At 73.6% G+C, this 15,434-nt stretch carries 12 protein-coding genes and 1 riboswitch; of the genes, 2 read left to right on the plus strand and 10 right to left on the minus strand.

Features of this window, described 5'->3' with window-relative positions; all coding sequences use genetic code 11:
* Positions 1 to 34 precede the first annotated feature (34 nt).
* Positions 35 to 766 carry a ZIP family metal transporter gene (locus ACFVIU_RS16680; protein ID WP_385843213.1) on the plus strand — a complete coding sequence of 244 codons (732 nt, stop codon included), beginning with the start codon at positions 35 to 37 and terminating at the stop codon, positions 764 to 766.
* 41 nt (positions 767 to 807) lie between these two features.
* On the opposite strand, the gene cobI is transcribed toward ACFVIU_RS16680, so the two are convergent.
* The 10 genes from cobI to ACFVIU_RS16730 form a co-directional block, all read right to left on the minus strand.
* Positions 808 to 1,539 (minus strand): precorrin-2 C(20)-methyltransferase, encoded by a 732-nt coding sequence (gene cobI / locus ACFVIU_RS16685; RefSeq protein ID WP_385843214.1) that lies wholly within the window; start codon positions 1,537 to 1,539, stop codon positions 808 to 810.
* Positions 1,536 to 2,927, minus strand: coding sequence for a cobyrinate a,c-diamide synthase (locus ACFVIU_RS16690; RefSeq protein WP_385843215.1), 1,392 nt, complete (start codon positions 2,925 to 2,927; stop codon positions 1,536 to 1,538). Before ACFVIU_RS16690 ends, cobI begins: the two co-directional genes overlap by 4 nt.
* Positions 2,927 to 3,526, minus strand: a complete 600-nt coding sequence (gene cobO, locus ACFVIU_RS16695; RefSeq protein ID WP_385843216.1) for a cob(I)yrinic acid a,c-diamide adenosyltransferase — start codon at positions 3,524 to 3,526, stop codon at positions 2,927 to 2,929. The genes ACFVIU_RS16690 and cobO overlap by 1 nt, the downstream gene beginning before the upstream one ends.
* Positions 3,526 to 5,529 (minus strand): putative cobaltochelatase, encoded by a 2,004-nt coding sequence (locus tag ACFVIU_RS16700; protein ID WP_385843217.1) that lies wholly within the window; start codon positions 5,527 to 5,529, stop codon positions 3,526 to 3,528. Before ACFVIU_RS16700 ends, cobO begins: the two co-directional genes overlap by 1 nt.
* The gene (gene cobN, locus ACFVIU_RS16705; protein WP_385843218.1) at positions 5,526 to 9,179 is read right to left on the minus strand and encodes a cobaltochelatase subunit CobN; all 3,654 of its coding nucleotides are present in this window, start codon (positions 9,177 to 9,179) and stop codon (positions 5,526 to 5,528) included. The genes ACFVIU_RS16700 and cobN overlap by 4 nt, the downstream gene beginning before the upstream one ends.
* Positions 9,176 to 10,684: a cobyric acid synthase gene (locus tag ACFVIU_RS16710; protein WP_385843219.1), complete on the minus strand. Its 1,509-nt coding sequence runs from the start codon at positions 10,682 to 10,684 to the stop codon at positions 9,176 to 9,178. The genes cobN and ACFVIU_RS16710 overlap by 4 nt, the downstream gene beginning before the upstream one ends.
* Positions 10,681 to 11,625: a cobalamin biosynthesis protein gene (locus tag ACFVIU_RS16715; RefSeq protein WP_385843221.1), complete on the minus strand. Its 945-nt coding sequence runs from the start codon at positions 11,623 to 11,625 to the stop codon at positions 10,681 to 10,683. The genes ACFVIU_RS16710 and ACFVIU_RS16715 overlap by 4 nt, the downstream gene beginning before the upstream one ends.
* Before the next feature lie 115 nt (positions 11,626 to 11,740).
* Positions 11,741 to 11,884, minus strand: a riboswitch (cobalamin riboswitch).
* A gap of 146 nt (positions 11,885 to 12,030) precedes the next feature.
* Positions 12,031 to 12,258 (minus strand): hypothetical protein, encoded by a 228-nt coding sequence (locus ACFVIU_RS16720; RefSeq protein WP_385843222.1) that lies wholly within the window; start codon positions 12,256 to 12,258, stop codon positions 12,031 to 12,033.
* A 41-nt stretch (positions 12,259 to 12,299) separates the two neighbouring features.
* Positions 12,300 to 13,550 (minus strand): anion permease, encoded by a 1,251-nt coding sequence (locus ACFVIU_RS16725; RefSeq protein ID WP_385843223.1) that lies wholly within the window; start codon positions 13,548 to 13,550, stop codon positions 12,300 to 12,302.
* Between the two features lie 153 nt (positions 13,551 to 13,703).
* Positions 13,704 to 14,462 (minus strand): lysozyme, encoded by a 759-nt coding sequence (locus ACFVIU_RS16730; protein WP_385843224.1) that lies wholly within the window; start codon positions 14,460 to 14,462, stop codon positions 13,704 to 13,706.
* Between the two features lie 242 nt (positions 14,463 to 14,704).
* Here ACFVIU_RS16730 and ACFVIU_RS16735 point away from each other — a divergent pair, with 242 nt between their 5' ends.
* A complete protein-coding gene (locus tag ACFVIU_RS16735) occupies positions 14,705 to 15,391 on the plus strand; it encodes a class II aldolase/adducin family protein (RefSeq protein WP_385843225.1) in 687 nt (228 codons plus the stop codon).
* Positions 15,392 to 15,434 lie beyond the last annotated feature (43 nt).

Consider the following 15,434-nt stretch of genomic DNA (forward strand, 5'->3'; position numbering starts at 1 on the left):
GCGTGACCGGTCACCGATCGGATAGCAAGGGCCTATGGCGGTCTTCGTCGCGCTCGGCGCGTTCCTGATGACGCTGGCCGGCGGCTGGACGGCTCAGCGCGTGACCGACCGCCGGCACCTGGTGCTCGGGCTGGCCGGCGGTCTCATGCTGGGCGTGGTCGGCCTGGACCTGCTGCCGGAGGCACTGCACGCGGCCGACCGCGAGGTCTTCGGCGTGCCCGCCGCGCTGCTGCTCTTCGTGGCCGGCTTCCTGCTCGCCCATCTGGTGGAGCGCACCCTGGCCGCCCGGCAGGCCGCACACGGCGGCGCCGAGGGCCATGACCACCGCGCGCCCGAGGTGGGCCTCGTGGCGGCCGGCGCGATGGTGGGGCACAGCGCGATGGACGGGGTGGCGATCGGCGCCGCCTTCCAGGTGGGTGAAGGCATGGGCGCCGCCGTCGCGCTCGCCGTGATCGCCCACGACTTCGCCGACGGCTTCAACACCTTCACCATCACCAGCCTCTACGGCAACGCCCGTCGGCGCGCCATCGGCATGCTCGTCGCCGACGCCCTGGCACCCCTGCTGGGCGTCCTGTCGACGGTGTTCTTCCACATCCCCGAGCCGCTGCTCGGCGGATATCTGGGCCTCTTCGGCGGCGTCCTGCTCTATCTCGCCGCCGCCGAGATCCTCCCCGAGGCCCACCACGAACACCCCGCCCGCTCCACCCTGCTGTGCACGGTGGCCGGCGTGGCCTTCATCTGGCTGGTGGTGGGCCTGTCCGGCTGACGGCACGAGCGCGTGCCGCCGCCGGGAGCGCGGACGGGGTCTCACAGCTTGCCGCCCCGCCCGCCGTCCCGCCGCGGCGGCGCGATCAGCGTCGACAGATACGGCAGCGGAGCGCCGTCCAGCTCGGCGGCCGGCCGCACCGACTCCTCCGGCAGACCCAGCGCCGAGCCCCACACCGCGTCCCCGAGCCGTCCGGTCTCCGCGAGCGCCGCCGCGACCTCCGCCGCCTGCCGCCCGAACTTGTACGCCACCACGGTCCCCGGCCCGGCCAACGCCTCCTTCAGCACCGCCGACCCGGCGGTGACCGGCACCAGGGTCAGCGGCTCGGTGCCCTCGGTCAGCACCGCACCCGACCGCGCCGCCAGATCCTGCATCGCGGTGATCCCCGGCACCGTCTCCACCACCACCCCCGGCACCAGCTCCGCGATGGTCTGCGCGAGATAGGTGAACGTCGAGTACACGTTCGGGTCCCCGATGGTCGCGAAGGCGACCGAGCCATGCCGCTCCAGCAGCCCGGCGACGGTGGCACCGGCCGCGTCCCAGGCCGCCTCCCGGCGCGCCCGGTCCTCCCGCTCGTTCAGCGCGAACACCACCCGGACGACCTTCTCCGTCGCCACGTAGTGCAGCACGGTCGCCTCCGCCCGCCCCCGCTCACCGGTGTCCATCACCGGTACGACGACGACCTCGGCGGCCCGCAGCGCGTTGACCCCCTTGACGGTCACCAGCTCCGGATCCCCGGGACCGACCCCGACCCCGACCAGCCTGCTGCTCATGACGTCCGGCACCTCTCCACGAACCGACGGGCGACACCGGGCCGCGCGGCCCAGTGCGTGTGCAGATAACTCGCGTGCACGCCCTGCTGTACGAAACCTTCGACCCGCCGTACGGGGGCCCGCACCCCCCACGCGGGAGCGGCGCCGGCACCCGGCTCGACGACCGTGCGATGGAACTCGTGCCCCCGCATCCGGGTCCCCGCGGCGGCCAGCACACTGTCCCCGACGGCCACGGCGTCCCGATAGCCGAGCGTCAGCCGTTCGGTCATCCGCGCGGAGGCGTCCAGCACTCCGCACATCGGCTGCCCGTCCAGCTCCCGGCAGAGATACAGCAGCCCGGCGCACTCCGCCGCGACCGGGGCGCCGCTGCCCGCCAGCTCGGCGACGGCCTTGCGCAGCGGCTCGTTGGCGGACAGCTCGGCCGCGTACACCTCGGGAAAGCCGCCGCCGACGACCAGCCCCGCGGTGCCCTCCGGGAGTTCCTCGTCCCGCAGCGGATCGAAGGTGACGACCTCGGCACCGGCGGCGGTGAGCAGCTCGGTGTGCTCGGCGTAGGAGAAGGTGAAGGCGGACCCGCCGGCGACGGCGACGACGGGGGCCGACGCGGACAGGCCGTCCGGCCTCCCGGCCGACCGAGTCGGGTGGAGGGTGGGCGAGGCGGGGGTCCAGGGGGCGGAGCCCCCTGGGAGGGGACCGGCAGCACGGGCAAGCGCTTCGAGGGCCTCCAGGTCACATCCCCGAGCCACCAGCGCCGCCATATCAGCGACGGCGTCGACCGCAGCGGAACGCCGTTCGGCGACCGGCACCAACCCCAGATGCCGAGAGGGCGTCGAGACCTGCTGAGCCCGCCGCAAGGCGCCCACCACCGGCACGCCCACCGACTCCAGCGCCTCCCGCAACAGCGCCTCGTGCCGGTCGGACCCCACCTTGTTCAGGATCACGCCCCCGACCCGCACCTCCGGATCCCAGGACACGAACCCGTGCACCAGCGCGGCGACGGACCGGGACTGCGACGACGCGTCGACGACCAGCACCACCGGAGCGCCCAACAGCTTGGCCACATGGGCGGTGGAGGCCAGCTCGCCCTCCCCCGCCGCCCCGTCGTACAGCCCCATCACACCCTCGACGACCGCGAGGTCACACCCCCGCGCCCCGTGCAGGAACAGCGGAGCGACCAGCTCCGGCCCGCACAGATACGCGTCGAGGTTGCGCCCCACCCGCCCGGTCGCGAGCGTGTGGTACCCGGGGTCGATGTAGTCCGGCCCGACCTTGTGCGGGGACACGGCGAGCCCCCGCGCGGCGAACGCGGCCATCAGCCCCGTGGCCACGGTGGTCTTGCCGCTCCCCGAGGCGGGCGCGGCGATGACCAGCCGAGGCACCGACGACATCACCACTCGATGCCCTTCTGGCCCTTCTGCCCCACGTCCATGGGGTGCTTCACCTTGGACATGTCGGTCACCAGATCCGCGAAGTCCACCAGCTTCTCCGGCGCGTTCCGCCCGGTGATGACGACGTGCTGGGTGCCCGGACGGTCCCGCAGCACCTCGACCACCTCATCGGTGTCCACCCACCCCCAGTGCATCGGATAGGCGAACTCGTCCAGCACGTACAGCCGGTACGTCTCGGCGGCCAGGTCCCGCTTGACCTGCTCCCAGCCCTCCCGGGCCTTCTCCTCGTTGTCCATCTGGGCGTCCCGCTGCACCCACGACCAGCCCTCGCCCATCTTGTGCCAGTCGACCGTGCCGCCCTCGCCCGAGGCACCGAGCACCCGCAGCGCGTTCTCCTCGCCGACCTTCCACTTCGCCGACTTGACGAACTGGAACACCCCGATGGGCCACCCCTGGTTCCAGGCGCGCAGCGCGAGCCCGAACGCGGCGGTCGACTTGCCCTTGCCGATCCCGGTGTGCACGACCACCAGCGGCCGGTTACGGCGCTGACGGGTCGTCAGACCGTCGTCCGGCACCACACTCGGCTGTCCCTGCGGCATTACGCGGCCCTCCTCGACGTCCCCTGCACATCCCTGACCAGCCCGGCGATCGAGTCGGCCCGCAGCTCGTCCAGCGTGACGGCCGTACCGCCCAGCTCACCGGCCAGCTGCCCGGCGAGCCCCAGCCGCACCGGCCCCGACTCGCAGTCCACGACCACCGACGCGACCCCCTCGGCCGCGAACAGCCGCGCCGCCCGCCCGGCCAGCGCCACCGGCTCCGGACCCCCGGTGGCCCGTCCGTCCGTCACCACGACGACCAGCGCCCGCCGCGCCGGATCCCGCAGCCGCTCCACCCGCAGCACGTCATGCGCCTTCAGCAGCCCGGCCGCCAGCGGCGTACGGCCCCCGGTCGGCAGCGACTCCAGCCGTACGGCGGCCGCGTCCACCGAGGACGTCGGCGGCAGCGCGACCTCCGCACCGGCGCCCCGGAAGGTCACCAGCCCCACTTTGTCCCGCCGCTGATAGGCGTCGAGCAGCAGCGACAGCACGGCACCCTTCACCGCGCCCATCCGCTGCCGGGCCGCCATCGACCCGGAGGCGTCCACCACGAACAGCACGAGGTTGCCCTCGCGCCCCTCCCGGGTCGCCTGCCGCAGATCGTCCCGGCGGACCACCAGCCCGGGACCGGACCGGCCGCGCGCCCGCTGGTGCGGCGCCGCCGCCTGCACGGTCGCCGCCAGATGCAGCTTGGTCAGCGCCCCCTGCGGCCGCCGGGCGCCGGTGGTGCGCCCGTGCTCGGTCCGCGCCCGCGAGCGCCGCCCGGCGGCGCCCTCGCCGATCCCGGGCACGCTCAGCGCCTTGGTCCGGAACGGCTCGGCCGCCCGCACGGGCGACTGCTCCTTCGCCCCGGACGCCTGCGGCTCCCCGCCCTCACCGGCCTCCGGCCGCGCGGCGGTGTCCCCGCCGCCCTGCGGACCGGAATCGGGCTGCGGCTGTCCGCCGCCCCCGCCGGGACCGTCGGGATCGGGGTCCTCGTCGCCCTCGGAGTCGTCCCCGGAGAACTGCTCCAGGGTCTCGTCCAGCTTGTCCTCGTCCAGACCGGGAGCGTCGAAGGGGTTGCGCCGCCTGCGGTGCGGCAGCGCCAGCAGCGCCGCCTGCCGTACGTCCTCGGCCAGCACATCGGTCCGCCCGGCCCACGCGGCCAGCGCGGTCGCCGTACGCGCCATCACGATGTCGGCCCGCATGCCGTCCACCTCGAAGGCGGCACAGGTCGCCGCGATCTGCCGCAGCGCGCCGTCGCCCAGCCGCACCGAGGGCAGCAACTCCCTCGCCGCCACGATCCGTTGCCGTACGGCCGCCTCCTCGTCCGCCCAACGCGCGGCGAAACCGGCCGGATCGTCGTCGTAGGCGAGCCTGCGCCGCACGACCTCCACCCGCTGGTCCGGCTCCCGCGAGGCGGCGACCTCGACGGTCAGCCCGAACCTGTCCAGCAACTGCGGCCGCAGCTCACCCTCTTCGGGGTTCATGGTGCCGACCAGCAGGAACCGCGCGGCATGCCGCAGGGAGACACCCTCGCGCTCCACGTACGAGGCACCCATCGCCGCCGCGTCCAGCAGCAGGTCCACCAGGTGGTCGTGGAGGAGGTTGACCTCGTCGACGTAGAGGATCCCGCGGTGCGCGTCGGCCAGCAGGCCGGGCTCGAAGGCCTTCACGCCCTCCGCCAGCGCCCGCTCGATGTCCAGCGCACCGACCAGCCGGTCCTCGGAGGCGCCGACCGGCAGCTCGACCATCCGCGCGGGCCGCGCCGCACCGGCCCCCGGCTCGTGCGGCCCGTCCGGGCACGCCGGGTCGGGCGAGCCGGGGTCACAGGAGAACCGGCACCCGGGCACCACGGCCACCTCGGGCAGCAGCGCCGAAAGGGCACGCACGGCGGTCGACTTGGCGGTGCCCTTCTCGCCGCGCACCAGCACACCGCCGACGGCGGGGCTGACCGCGTTCAGCAGCAGCGCGAGCCGCAGATCGTCCTGGCCGACGACGGCCGTGAAAGGAAAGGGGGTGGTCACTGGTCGTCGCCCTCCAAGTCGCCCTCCAGCTCGAGGTAGGTGGCGCGCAGCCGCTCCAGGGTGTCCGCGTCCGGCTCCGCCCACAGCCCGCGGTCCGCCGCCTCCAGCAGGCGCTCGGTGATGCCGCGCAGCGCCCACGGGTTGGACTTCTTCATGAAGTCCCGGTTCTCCGGGTCGAAGACGTACTCGGCGCTGAGCTTCTCGTACATCCAGTCGTCCACCACGCCCGCGGTGGCGTCGTAGCCGAACAGGTAGTCCACGGTCGCCGCCATCTCGAAGGCGCCCTTGTAGCCGTGCCGGCGCATGGCCGCCATCCAGCGCGGGTTCACCACCCGGGCGCGGAACACGCGGTGCGTCTCCTCACCCAGCGTCCGGGTCTTCACCTGGTCCGGGGTGGCGGAGTCGCCGACGTACGCCTCGGGGTTCTCGCCGGTCAGGTGCCGGACCATGGCGACCATGCCGCCGTGGTACTGGAAGTAGTCGTCCGCGTCGACCAGGTCGTGCTCGCGCGTGTCGACGTTCTTCGCCGCCACCGCGATCCGCCGGAACGCCGTCTCCATGTCCCCGCGCGCCGCCCGCCCGTCGAGCCCGCGGCCGTAGGCGTAGCCGCCCCAGACCGCGTAGACCTCGGCGAGGTCCGCGTCGCTGCGCCAGTTCCGCGCGTCGATCAGCGGCAGCAGGCCCGCGCCGTACGCGCCCGGCTTCGAGCCGAAGACACGGGCCGTGGCGCGCCGCCGGTCGCCGTGCCGGGCCGCGTCCTCCTCCACGTGCGCCCGGACGAAGTTGGACTCGGCCGGCTCGTCCAGCTCGGCGACCGCCCGTACCGCGTCGTCGATCAGCCCCACCACGTGCGGGAACGCGTCCCGGAAGAAGCCGGAGATGCGGACCGTGACATCGATGCGCGGCCGCCCCAGCTCCGCGAGCGGGATCACCTCGAAGCCGGTCACCCGGCGCGAGGCGTCGTCCCAGACCGGGCGGCAGCCCAGCAGCGCGAGGATCTCGGCGATGTCGTCACCCTGGGTGCGCATCGCGGACGTGCCCCACACGGTCAGGCCCACGGACCTCGGGTACGCGCCGGTGTCCTGGAGATAGCGGGCGACCAGGGAGTCGGCCAGCGCCTGTCCGACCTCCCAGCTCAGCCGGGACGGGATCGCCTTGGGGTCGACGGAGTAGAAGTTCCGGCCGGTCGGAAGGACGTTGACCAGGCCGCGGGTCGGGGAGCCGGAGGGGCCGGCCGGGACGTAGCCGCCGTCCAGGGCCCGCAGGATGTGCCCGATCTCGTCGGTGGTGCGCGCCAGCCGGGGTACGACCTCCTCGCAGGCGAACTCCAGTACCGCGACGGCGTCGGGGAGTTCGGTGCCGAGGACGCCCCGCAGCACGGCGGCGGCGACCGTGCGGTCCCACGCCCGGGCCTCCAGCTCCTCCGCGATCCGCCGGCACAGCTGCTCCAGCAGGTCGATCGCGTCGGACGCGGTCCGCGCCGGACCGTCCACCAGGTCGGTCAGCTCCACCGGCACCTTCACCGGCGCGCCCGGCTCGGCCAGCAGCTCCTTCTCGGCCAGTCCGAAGTGGGCCGCCAGACAGGCCCGCAGACCGGGCAGCGCGTTCGCCTGCCCGCCCCACACCTGGGACGCCCGCAGCACGGCGAGGACCAGGTTGACCCGCGGTTCGCCGACCGGGCCGCCGCCGAGGACGTGCAGGCCGTCACGGATCTGCACGTCCTTGATCTCGCACAGATAGCCGTCGATGTGCATGACGAACTCGTCGAACTCGTCCTCGTCCGGCTGCTCGTCCACATGCAGGTCGTGGTGCAGCTCGGCCGCCTTGACCAGCGTCCAGATCTGCGCGCGGACCGCCGGGGCCTTCGTCGGGTCCAGGTCGGAGACGAGCGCGTACTCGTCCAGCAGCTGTTCCAGCTTGGCCAGGTCGCCGTAGGTGTCCGCGCGGGCCATCGGCGGCACCAGGTGGTCGACCACCGTGGCGTGGCCGCGCCGCTTGGCCTGGGTGCCCTCGCCCGGGTCGTTGACGATGAACGGGTAGATCAGCGGCAGGTCGCCGAGGACCGCGTCCGGGGCGCACCCGGCGCCCAGCCCGAGCCCCTTGCCCGGCAGCCACTCCATCGTGCCGTGCTTGCCCATGTGCACGATCGCGTCCGCGCCGAAGCTGTGGTCCAGCCAGCGGTAGGCGGCCATGTAGTGGTGCGAGGGCGGCATGTCGGGGTCGTGGTAGATCGCGATCGGGTTCTCCCCGAAGCCGCGCGGCGGCTGGATCATGACCACGACGTTCCCGAACTGCAAGGAGGCCAGGACGATGTCGTCGCCGTCGACGTACAGGCTGCCCGGCGGCTCGCCCCACGCCTCGCGCATCGCCTCCCGCAGTTCCGGGTCCAGCTTCTCGAACCAGGCCCGGTAGTCGGCCAGCGGCACCCGCGCGGGCGCGGCGCGCAGCTGGTCCTCGGTCAGCCACTCCACGTCGTGGCCGCCGGCCTCGATCAGCCGGTGGATCAGCTCGTCGCCGTTGTCGGGGTAGCCGTCGACCCCGTACCCGGCGTCCCGGAGCGCGTCCAGCACCCGGACCGCCGAGGCGGGGGTGTCCAGACCGACCGCGTTGCCGACGCGGGAGTGCTTGGTCGGGTAGGCCGTGAAGACCAGCGCGATCTTCTTGTCCGGGTTCGGCTTGTGCTTCAGCCGGGCGTGGCGTACGGCGATCCCGGCCACCCGGGCGGCCCGCTCGGGGTCGGCGACGTACACCGGGACCTCGTCCGGGCCCTGCTCCTTGAAGGAGAACGGCACGGTGATCAGCCGGCCGTCGAACTCCGGGATGGCGACCTGCATCGCCGCGTCCATGGGGGACAGGGCCGCGTCGGACTCGTCCCAGGCGGCCCGCGAGGAGGTGAGGCAGAGGCCTTGCAGCACCGGGATGTTCAGCTCGGCGAGCGCGCCGATGTCCCAGGCCTCCTCGTCGCCGCCCGCGGACGCCTGCGAGGCGTGGGTGCCGCCTGCCGCGAGCACGGTGGCCACCAGCGCGTCGGCCCGGCCCAGCAGTTCGTACAGCCCGGCGTCGGCACCCCGCAGCGAACCGCAGTAGACGGGAAGGGCGTTGGCTCCCTGCGCCTCGATCGCCTCGCACAGGGTGTCCACGAAGCCGGTGTTGCCGCTCAGCTCGTGCGCCCGGTAGAAGAGCACGCCCACGGTCGGACGGCCGTCCGCACGCTCGTACGAGCCGTGGACGCCGTACTCCGGCATCTTCCGCGGCTCCTCGAAGCCCTCGCCGGTCAGCAGCACGGTGTCAGACAGGAACCGGGACAGCTCCAGGAGGTTGGCGGGGCCGCCCTCGACCAGGTACTTCAGGGCCTCCGCCACGACACCGGCGGGCACCGACGACTCGGCCATCAGCTCGGCGTCCGGCACGCTCTCGCCGCCCAGCAGCACGGTCGGGATCCCGGACGCCTTCAGCACGGCGAGCCCGTCCTCCCAGGCGCGCTTGCCGCCGAGCAGCCGTACGACCGCGAGGTCGGCGCCCCGGATCAGGCCAGGCAGCTCCTCGGTGACGTCGACCCGGGTCGGGTTGCCGATGCGGTAGCCGGTGCCGGAGGCCCGGGCCGCCAGCAGATCCGTGTCGGCGGTCGACAACAACAACACTGTGCTCATGCGGGCGCTCCCGGTGGAATGAAAGGCAGTCCTTGCGGCGCGCCCGACTCGATGAGCCGCCAGAGCGCGTCCGTGTCCGCGTGCTGTTCGATCAGGTCGCCGAGCCGGTCGAGCTGCTCCTCGCGCAGCGCGGCGAAGGAGGTGTCGGGGGCCGGCACGAAGCGGCGGCCCGCGGCGCCGGCCACCTCGCGCAGGAAGGCCCGCCGGAAGCCGTCCGACTCCAGCGAGCCGTGCCAGTGGGTGCCCCAGGTGTGGCCGACCCGGCAGCCGTCCAGGAAGGGCTCGCCGCCCTCGACGGTGGCCACCCCGTGGTGGATCTCGTACCCCTCGACCGGCTCGCCCAGGGCGTGACCGCTGGGCCGGGTGAGGGTCTTCTCGCGGGCGAACCGCACCCGTACGGGCAGGAGTCCGAGGCCGTCCACCTGTCCCGTGCGGCTCTCGACCTCGTCCTCGATGTGCGCGCCGAGGATCTGGAAGCCGCCGCAGATGCCGAGGATCGGGCGTTCCTCGGCGGCCCTGCGCACGAGGGCGTCGGCGAGCCCGCGCTCGCGCAGCCACTCCAGTGCGCGCACGGTGCCGCGGGTGCCCGGGATCACCACGAGGTCGGCGTCGGCCAGCTCCTCGGGGCGGTCCACGAACCGCACCACCACACCCGGTTCGGCGGCCAGCGCGTCCACGTCGGTGAAGTTGGACATCAGCGGGATCGCGCACACGGCGACCCGCAGCACGTCCGCGCCGACCGGGGGAGTGACGGTGGACTCGCGGACCGTGCCCCGCAGGGACACCCGCAGCCCGTCCTCCTCGTCGATGCCGAGCCCGTGCCGGAAGGGCAGCACGCCGTACGTGCGCCGCCCGGTGAGGCCGTGCAGCATGTCCAGGCCGGGCTCCAGCAGGGAGACGTCCCCGCGGAACTTGTTGACCAGGAACCCGGCGACCAGCTCCTGGTCCTCGGGGGACAGCAGGGCGACCGTGCCGAAGAAGGAGGCGAAGACGCCCCCGCGGTCGATGTCCCCGACCACCAGCACGGGCAGCCGCGCGTTGCGGGCGATGCCCATGTTCACGATGTCGGTCCGGCGCAGGTTGATCTCCGCCGGGCTGCCCGCCCCCTCACAGATCACCGCGTCATACGTGCCCCGCAACTCGGCCAGGCAGTCCAGCACCGTGCCGAGCAGCTTCTGCTGCCGGCCGCCGTGGTAGCCGCGGGCGCTCAGTTCGCCGACGGGCTTGCCCATCAGCACCACCTGGCTGCTCTGTTCGCCGCCCGGCTTCAGCAGCACCGGGTTCATCAGCGCGGTCGGTTCGGTCCGGCAGGCCTGGGCCTGCATGGCCTGGGCCCGTCCGATCTCCGCGCCCTCCCGGGTGACGAAGGAGTTGAGGGACATGTTCTGCGCCTTGAACGGCGCGACCTTCACGCCCTGGCGCACCAGCCACCGGCAGATTCCGGCCGTCACGACGCTCTTGCCCGCGTCGGAGGTGGTGCCGGCGACGAGGAGACCACCGTTCACTTCCCGCGTCCCTTCGCGATCAGGCGCGCGGCGGCCGTGACGCCGAGCGCGAGGAGGCCGACCCGGCGGGAGAGCCGTACGGCCCGGTCGATGTCGGTGACCCGGACCGCCCGTCCCGCGCCGCCGTTGAGCACGGGCCGGTGCTCGACCCGGCCGCCGTAGGAGAGGGTGCCGCCCAGCCGGACCCCGAGGGCGCCCGCGAAGGACGCCTCCACCGGGCCCGCGTTGGGGCTCGGGTGGCGGTGGGCGTCGGCCCGCCAGGCGCGCAGGGCACCGCGCGGATCGGGTCCGGCCGCGGCGGCGAGTACGGCGGTCAGCCGGGCGCCGGGCCAGCCGGCCACGTCGTCGAGGCGGGCGGAGGCCCAGCCGAAGCGCCGGTACCGGGGCGACGTGTGACCGACCATCGCGTCGAGGGTGTTGACCGCCCGGAACCCGAGCAGCCCGGGCACGCCGGCCACGGCGCCCCAGACCAGGGCGCCCACGACGGCGTCGGAGGTGTTCTCGGCGACCGACTCGACCACGGCCCGGGCTATCCCGTCGGCGTCCAGCGCCTGCGGGTCCCGGCCGCACAGGTGCGGCAGCCGCGCGCGGGCCGCCTCGACGTCGCCGCGCTCCAGGGCGCGCCCGATGGTGCGGGCTTCCCGGGCGAGCGAGGTGCCGCCGACGACCGACCAGGTGGCGGCGGCGGTCAGTGCGACGGAGAGGGCGCGGGAGGGGCGTACGGCGCGTGCGGCCGCCGTGCCGAGGGCGACGGCGCCACCGGCGCACACGACGGTGTGCAGGGCGCCCCAGCCGCGGTGGTCGTGCCACAACGCGCCTTCCACGGCCGCGGCGGCCCGTCCGAACGCGGCGACCGGATGGCCGCGGCGCGGATCGCCGAGGAGCAGGTCCCCGAGAAGGCCGGCGGCGGCGCCGTACGCGTAGCTGCGATCGGCACCCATCGGCTCAGCCGGCCGTCGGATCGGCAGCGGCCCCGGTACGGGTCCTGGTGCTCGGCCTTGTCCATCGGCAGCCCGGCATGGCGATCTATGTCCTCACTCAGGGTGTCCGCGCCCTGGTTCGACGAGATTCGGCGGTGAGAGTTCCTGGCTCCCGGGGTGTTCTTCCCCGGTGACAGTGGCGGGACCGCGCCGGATTCGCACCGGCTTCCTCTTCTGCCGCCGTACTTGGCCCGGGCAGTCCACCACGCGCCCGGAACGGCCGTCAACTCGCTGTTGACCTGCATGGGGAGAGTGTGCCGATCCCCACATTGGGGGGTGGGAGGGGAGCGGGAGACACGGCGGGAGAGGGCATGAAAAAGGCTCCCCTCCGCGGTGCGGGGAGGGGAGCCTTCGGAAGGTCCGCGGTCAGGCCTTGGCGACGATCAGGTAGATCCCGTACGCCACCGCCGCCGCGCAGGCCGCGAAGCTCAGGTAGGCGCCGGTGACGGCGAGGGCGGCGGAGTCGCCCTGCGCGGTGGCCCGCTCGCGGTGGGCCAGGCCCTTGATGCCGAGGCTGAACAGGGCCACCAGGCCCACGGTGACCACGAGGCTGACGCCGAAGACGGAGCCGATGGCCGCCCAGTCGATCTTCATGGGGTTGCTTCCTTCGGTAACCGGTAACCGGGGTGACCGGGTCAGACGGTGGCGGCCGGCGGAACCGCCGGGGCGACCGGGGTGGGCTCGGCGGCGGGGGACGCGATGGTGGCCGTCAGGTCCTCGGTGATCTGGCCCGCCGGGGGCGGGGTCACGGCGGCGATGGCGGTGGTCACCACGCCGGCCGGCTCACCGGTCTCCTCGACCACGTTGGTGTGGTCGACGACCTCGCGGCGGGAGATCTTCCAGATGGCGGCGCTCGAGGCGACCAGGAAGACGGCGACGGCGGCGGTGCCCCAGTCGCCCAGCTCCGTGACGGCCTCGGCACCCGCGCCGACCAGCGCGGCGGCCGGCAGGGTCAGCACCCAGGCCACGGCCATCCGGGTCGCGGTGGACCAGCGGACCACTCCGCCCTTGCGGCCGAGGCCCGCGCCCATCACCGAGCCGGAGACGACATGCGTGGTGGAGAGGGAGAAGCCGAGGTGCGAGGAGGTCAGGATGGCGGTGGCGGCGCTGGTCTGCGCGGCGAAGCCCTGGCGCGGCTCCAGCTCGGTCAGGCCCGTGCCCATGGTGCGGATGATGCGCCAGCCGCCGATGTAGGTGCCGAGCGCGATGGCCAGGCCCGCGGAGAGGATCACCCAGACCGGCGGGTTGGAGCCGGGGGCGAGGGAGCCGCCCGCGACCAGCGCGAGGGTGATGACGCCCATGGTCTTCTGCGCGTCGTTGGTGCCGTGGGCGAGGGAGACCAGACCGGCGGAGGCGATCTGGCCGGCGCGGTAGCCCTTGCGGGTGGCCTGGCTGTCGCCGCCGCCGACGCCGTAGGAGAAGCGGGTCGCCAGCATCGAGGCGAGGCCCGCCACGACCGGGGCGGCGACCGCCGGGAGGATCACCTTGGTGACCAGGACGTCACCGTGCACGGCGCCGAAGCCCGCGGAGGCCACGGCGGCACCGATCAGGCCGCCCATCAGGGCGTGCGAGGAGCTGGAGGGGAGGCCCACCAGCCAGGTCAGCAGGTTCCAGAGGATCGCGCCGACCAGGGCGGCGAAGATGACCTCGGGACGGATGCCGGTCTCGTCGACGAGACCCTTGGAGATCGTGTTGGCGACCTCCACCGAGAGAAAGGCGCCGGCCAGGTTGAGGACGGCGGACATGGTCACCGCGAGCTTGGGCTTGAGTGCGCCTGTCGAGATGGTCGTGGCCATCGCGTTCGCGGTGTCGTGGAAACCGTTCGTGAAATCGAACGCGAGAGCGGTTACCACCACAATCGCGAGGATCAGCGAGAAGCTTTCCATTTACCCAGGCAATCGTTCGAGGTCGTTGGCTGGATGAACGTAGGCAACCTGGGTGAACGGAAGATGAACTGAGACGGGCCTGACGGTGTCCTGATCGAGGGAGTGGGGTCCCGTTTGCCGCCTTCGACCCCGCTCACCCCAGTCGCCCCTTGGCTACCAGCCCCGGGCGAAGGAACGCAGCCGGGCCGCCGAGCCGTGAAAGAGATTCTGGTCACCCGGCAGCCCGCCCCGGGTGCCGTACTGCCAGAACGTCCAGTCCTGCCAGCCGCCGGGCAGTTCCCCCGGCCCCGAGCTGCCGTGCCGGGCGATCCACAGCGGGTGCCGCGCGGCGAAGGCGTCGCTGTCGCCGGTGCACATCCGCCACCACTCGGCGGTCGTGTAGATCACCGGGGGGCGGCCGGTCTCCTGCTCGACCTCGTCGCTGAACGACCGGATCCAGTGCACCATCCTCCGGTTGCTCAGCCCGTAGCACGGATGCCTGTGGTCGTACGGGTTGTATTCGATGTCGAGCGCGGGCGGCAGGGTCCGGCCGTCGGCCCGCCAGTCGCCGCCGTGGTGCACGAAGAACTCGGCCTGCCGGGCGCCGGAGGACCGGTCCGGCCGGGCGAAGTGGTACGCGCCGCGCACCAGGCCCGAGCGGTACGCACCGTCGTACTGCTCGGCGAAGTAGGGGTTGCGGTAGCCGGTGGACTCGGTCGCCTTCACGTAGACGAACCGGGCGCCCTTGTCGAGCGCCGTGGGCCAGTCCACATGCTCCTGGTGGGACGACACGTCGTGGCCCTGGGGCAGTGCCGTGGCCCACTTCGGCGGTCCGGCCGAGGCGGTCGCGGTGCCGGCGAGGGCGAGCGCGGCCGTGGCCGCCGCGAGGACACCGGCGCGGCGACGGAGAAGAGTGCGTGCACGAGCAGCCATGCGTCTCCCCGGGGTCGCGGACGGGAGGGCCGTCCGGCGGGCAAGCGGGCAAGAGGGACCAGTCAAGACCCGTTGATCAACAGATCCGCGCCGATACGGCGCGTTTCGCACCGATATCCGCCCGTTCGGACGCGTGACGGCCGGCTCATGCGCTGGCCTAGGGCCGTCGATCTGTGGCCGACCGGTGGCCGATGTACGGCCCGAAGCCGCCGCCCGGCCGGACCGGCTGGCAGGATCGCCGCATGGCGGAACAGCGGCAGAACACGGAACAGCCACCGCGGCAGTCGGCGGAGCCGGGGCGGGTCTGGGCGGACGTCGTCGCGGCGGCACGCCGGACCGTCGCCGACGGACTGGTGGTCGGCACCTCCGGCAATGTCTCGGCGCGGGTCGGCGACCTGGTGCTGGTGACCCCGTCGGGCGTGCCCTACGACCGGCTCACCCCGGACGACATCACCGGCGTCGACCTCACCGGGCGCCAGGTGCTCGGCACCCGGGTGCCGACCAGCGAGCTGCCCATGCACCTCGCCGTCTACCGCGCCACCGACGCCCGCGCCATCGTCCACACCCACGCCGTGCACGCCACCGCGGTCTCCACGCTGGTACCGGAGCTGCCCCCGATCCACTACATGACCGCCGCCCTCGGCGGACCCGTCCGGGTCGCCCCCTACGCGGCCTACGGCAGCGAGGAACTGGCCGGCCATGTGCTGCGCGCCCTCGCCGGCCGCTCCGGCTGCCTGCTGCGCAACCACGGCACGCTCACCTACGGCGCCGACCTCGACCAGGCCTACGACCGCACCGCCCAGCTGGAGTGGATGTGCCGGGTCTGGCTGACGGCCTCCTCGGTCCCGGGGCTGACCCCGACCCTGCTCACCGAAGCGCAGCTCGGCGAGGCCGCGTCCCGGCTGGAGGGCTACGGCCGGCGCCCCTGACCCCGCCCCCTCTCCGCACTTTCCCCCCGCCTCTTCCCCGCCT

It is taken from the genome of Streptomyces sp. NPDC127190 (assembly GCF_042672505.1).
Lineage (GTDB): Bacteria > Actinomycetota > Actinomycetes > Streptomycetales > Streptomycetaceae > Streptomyces.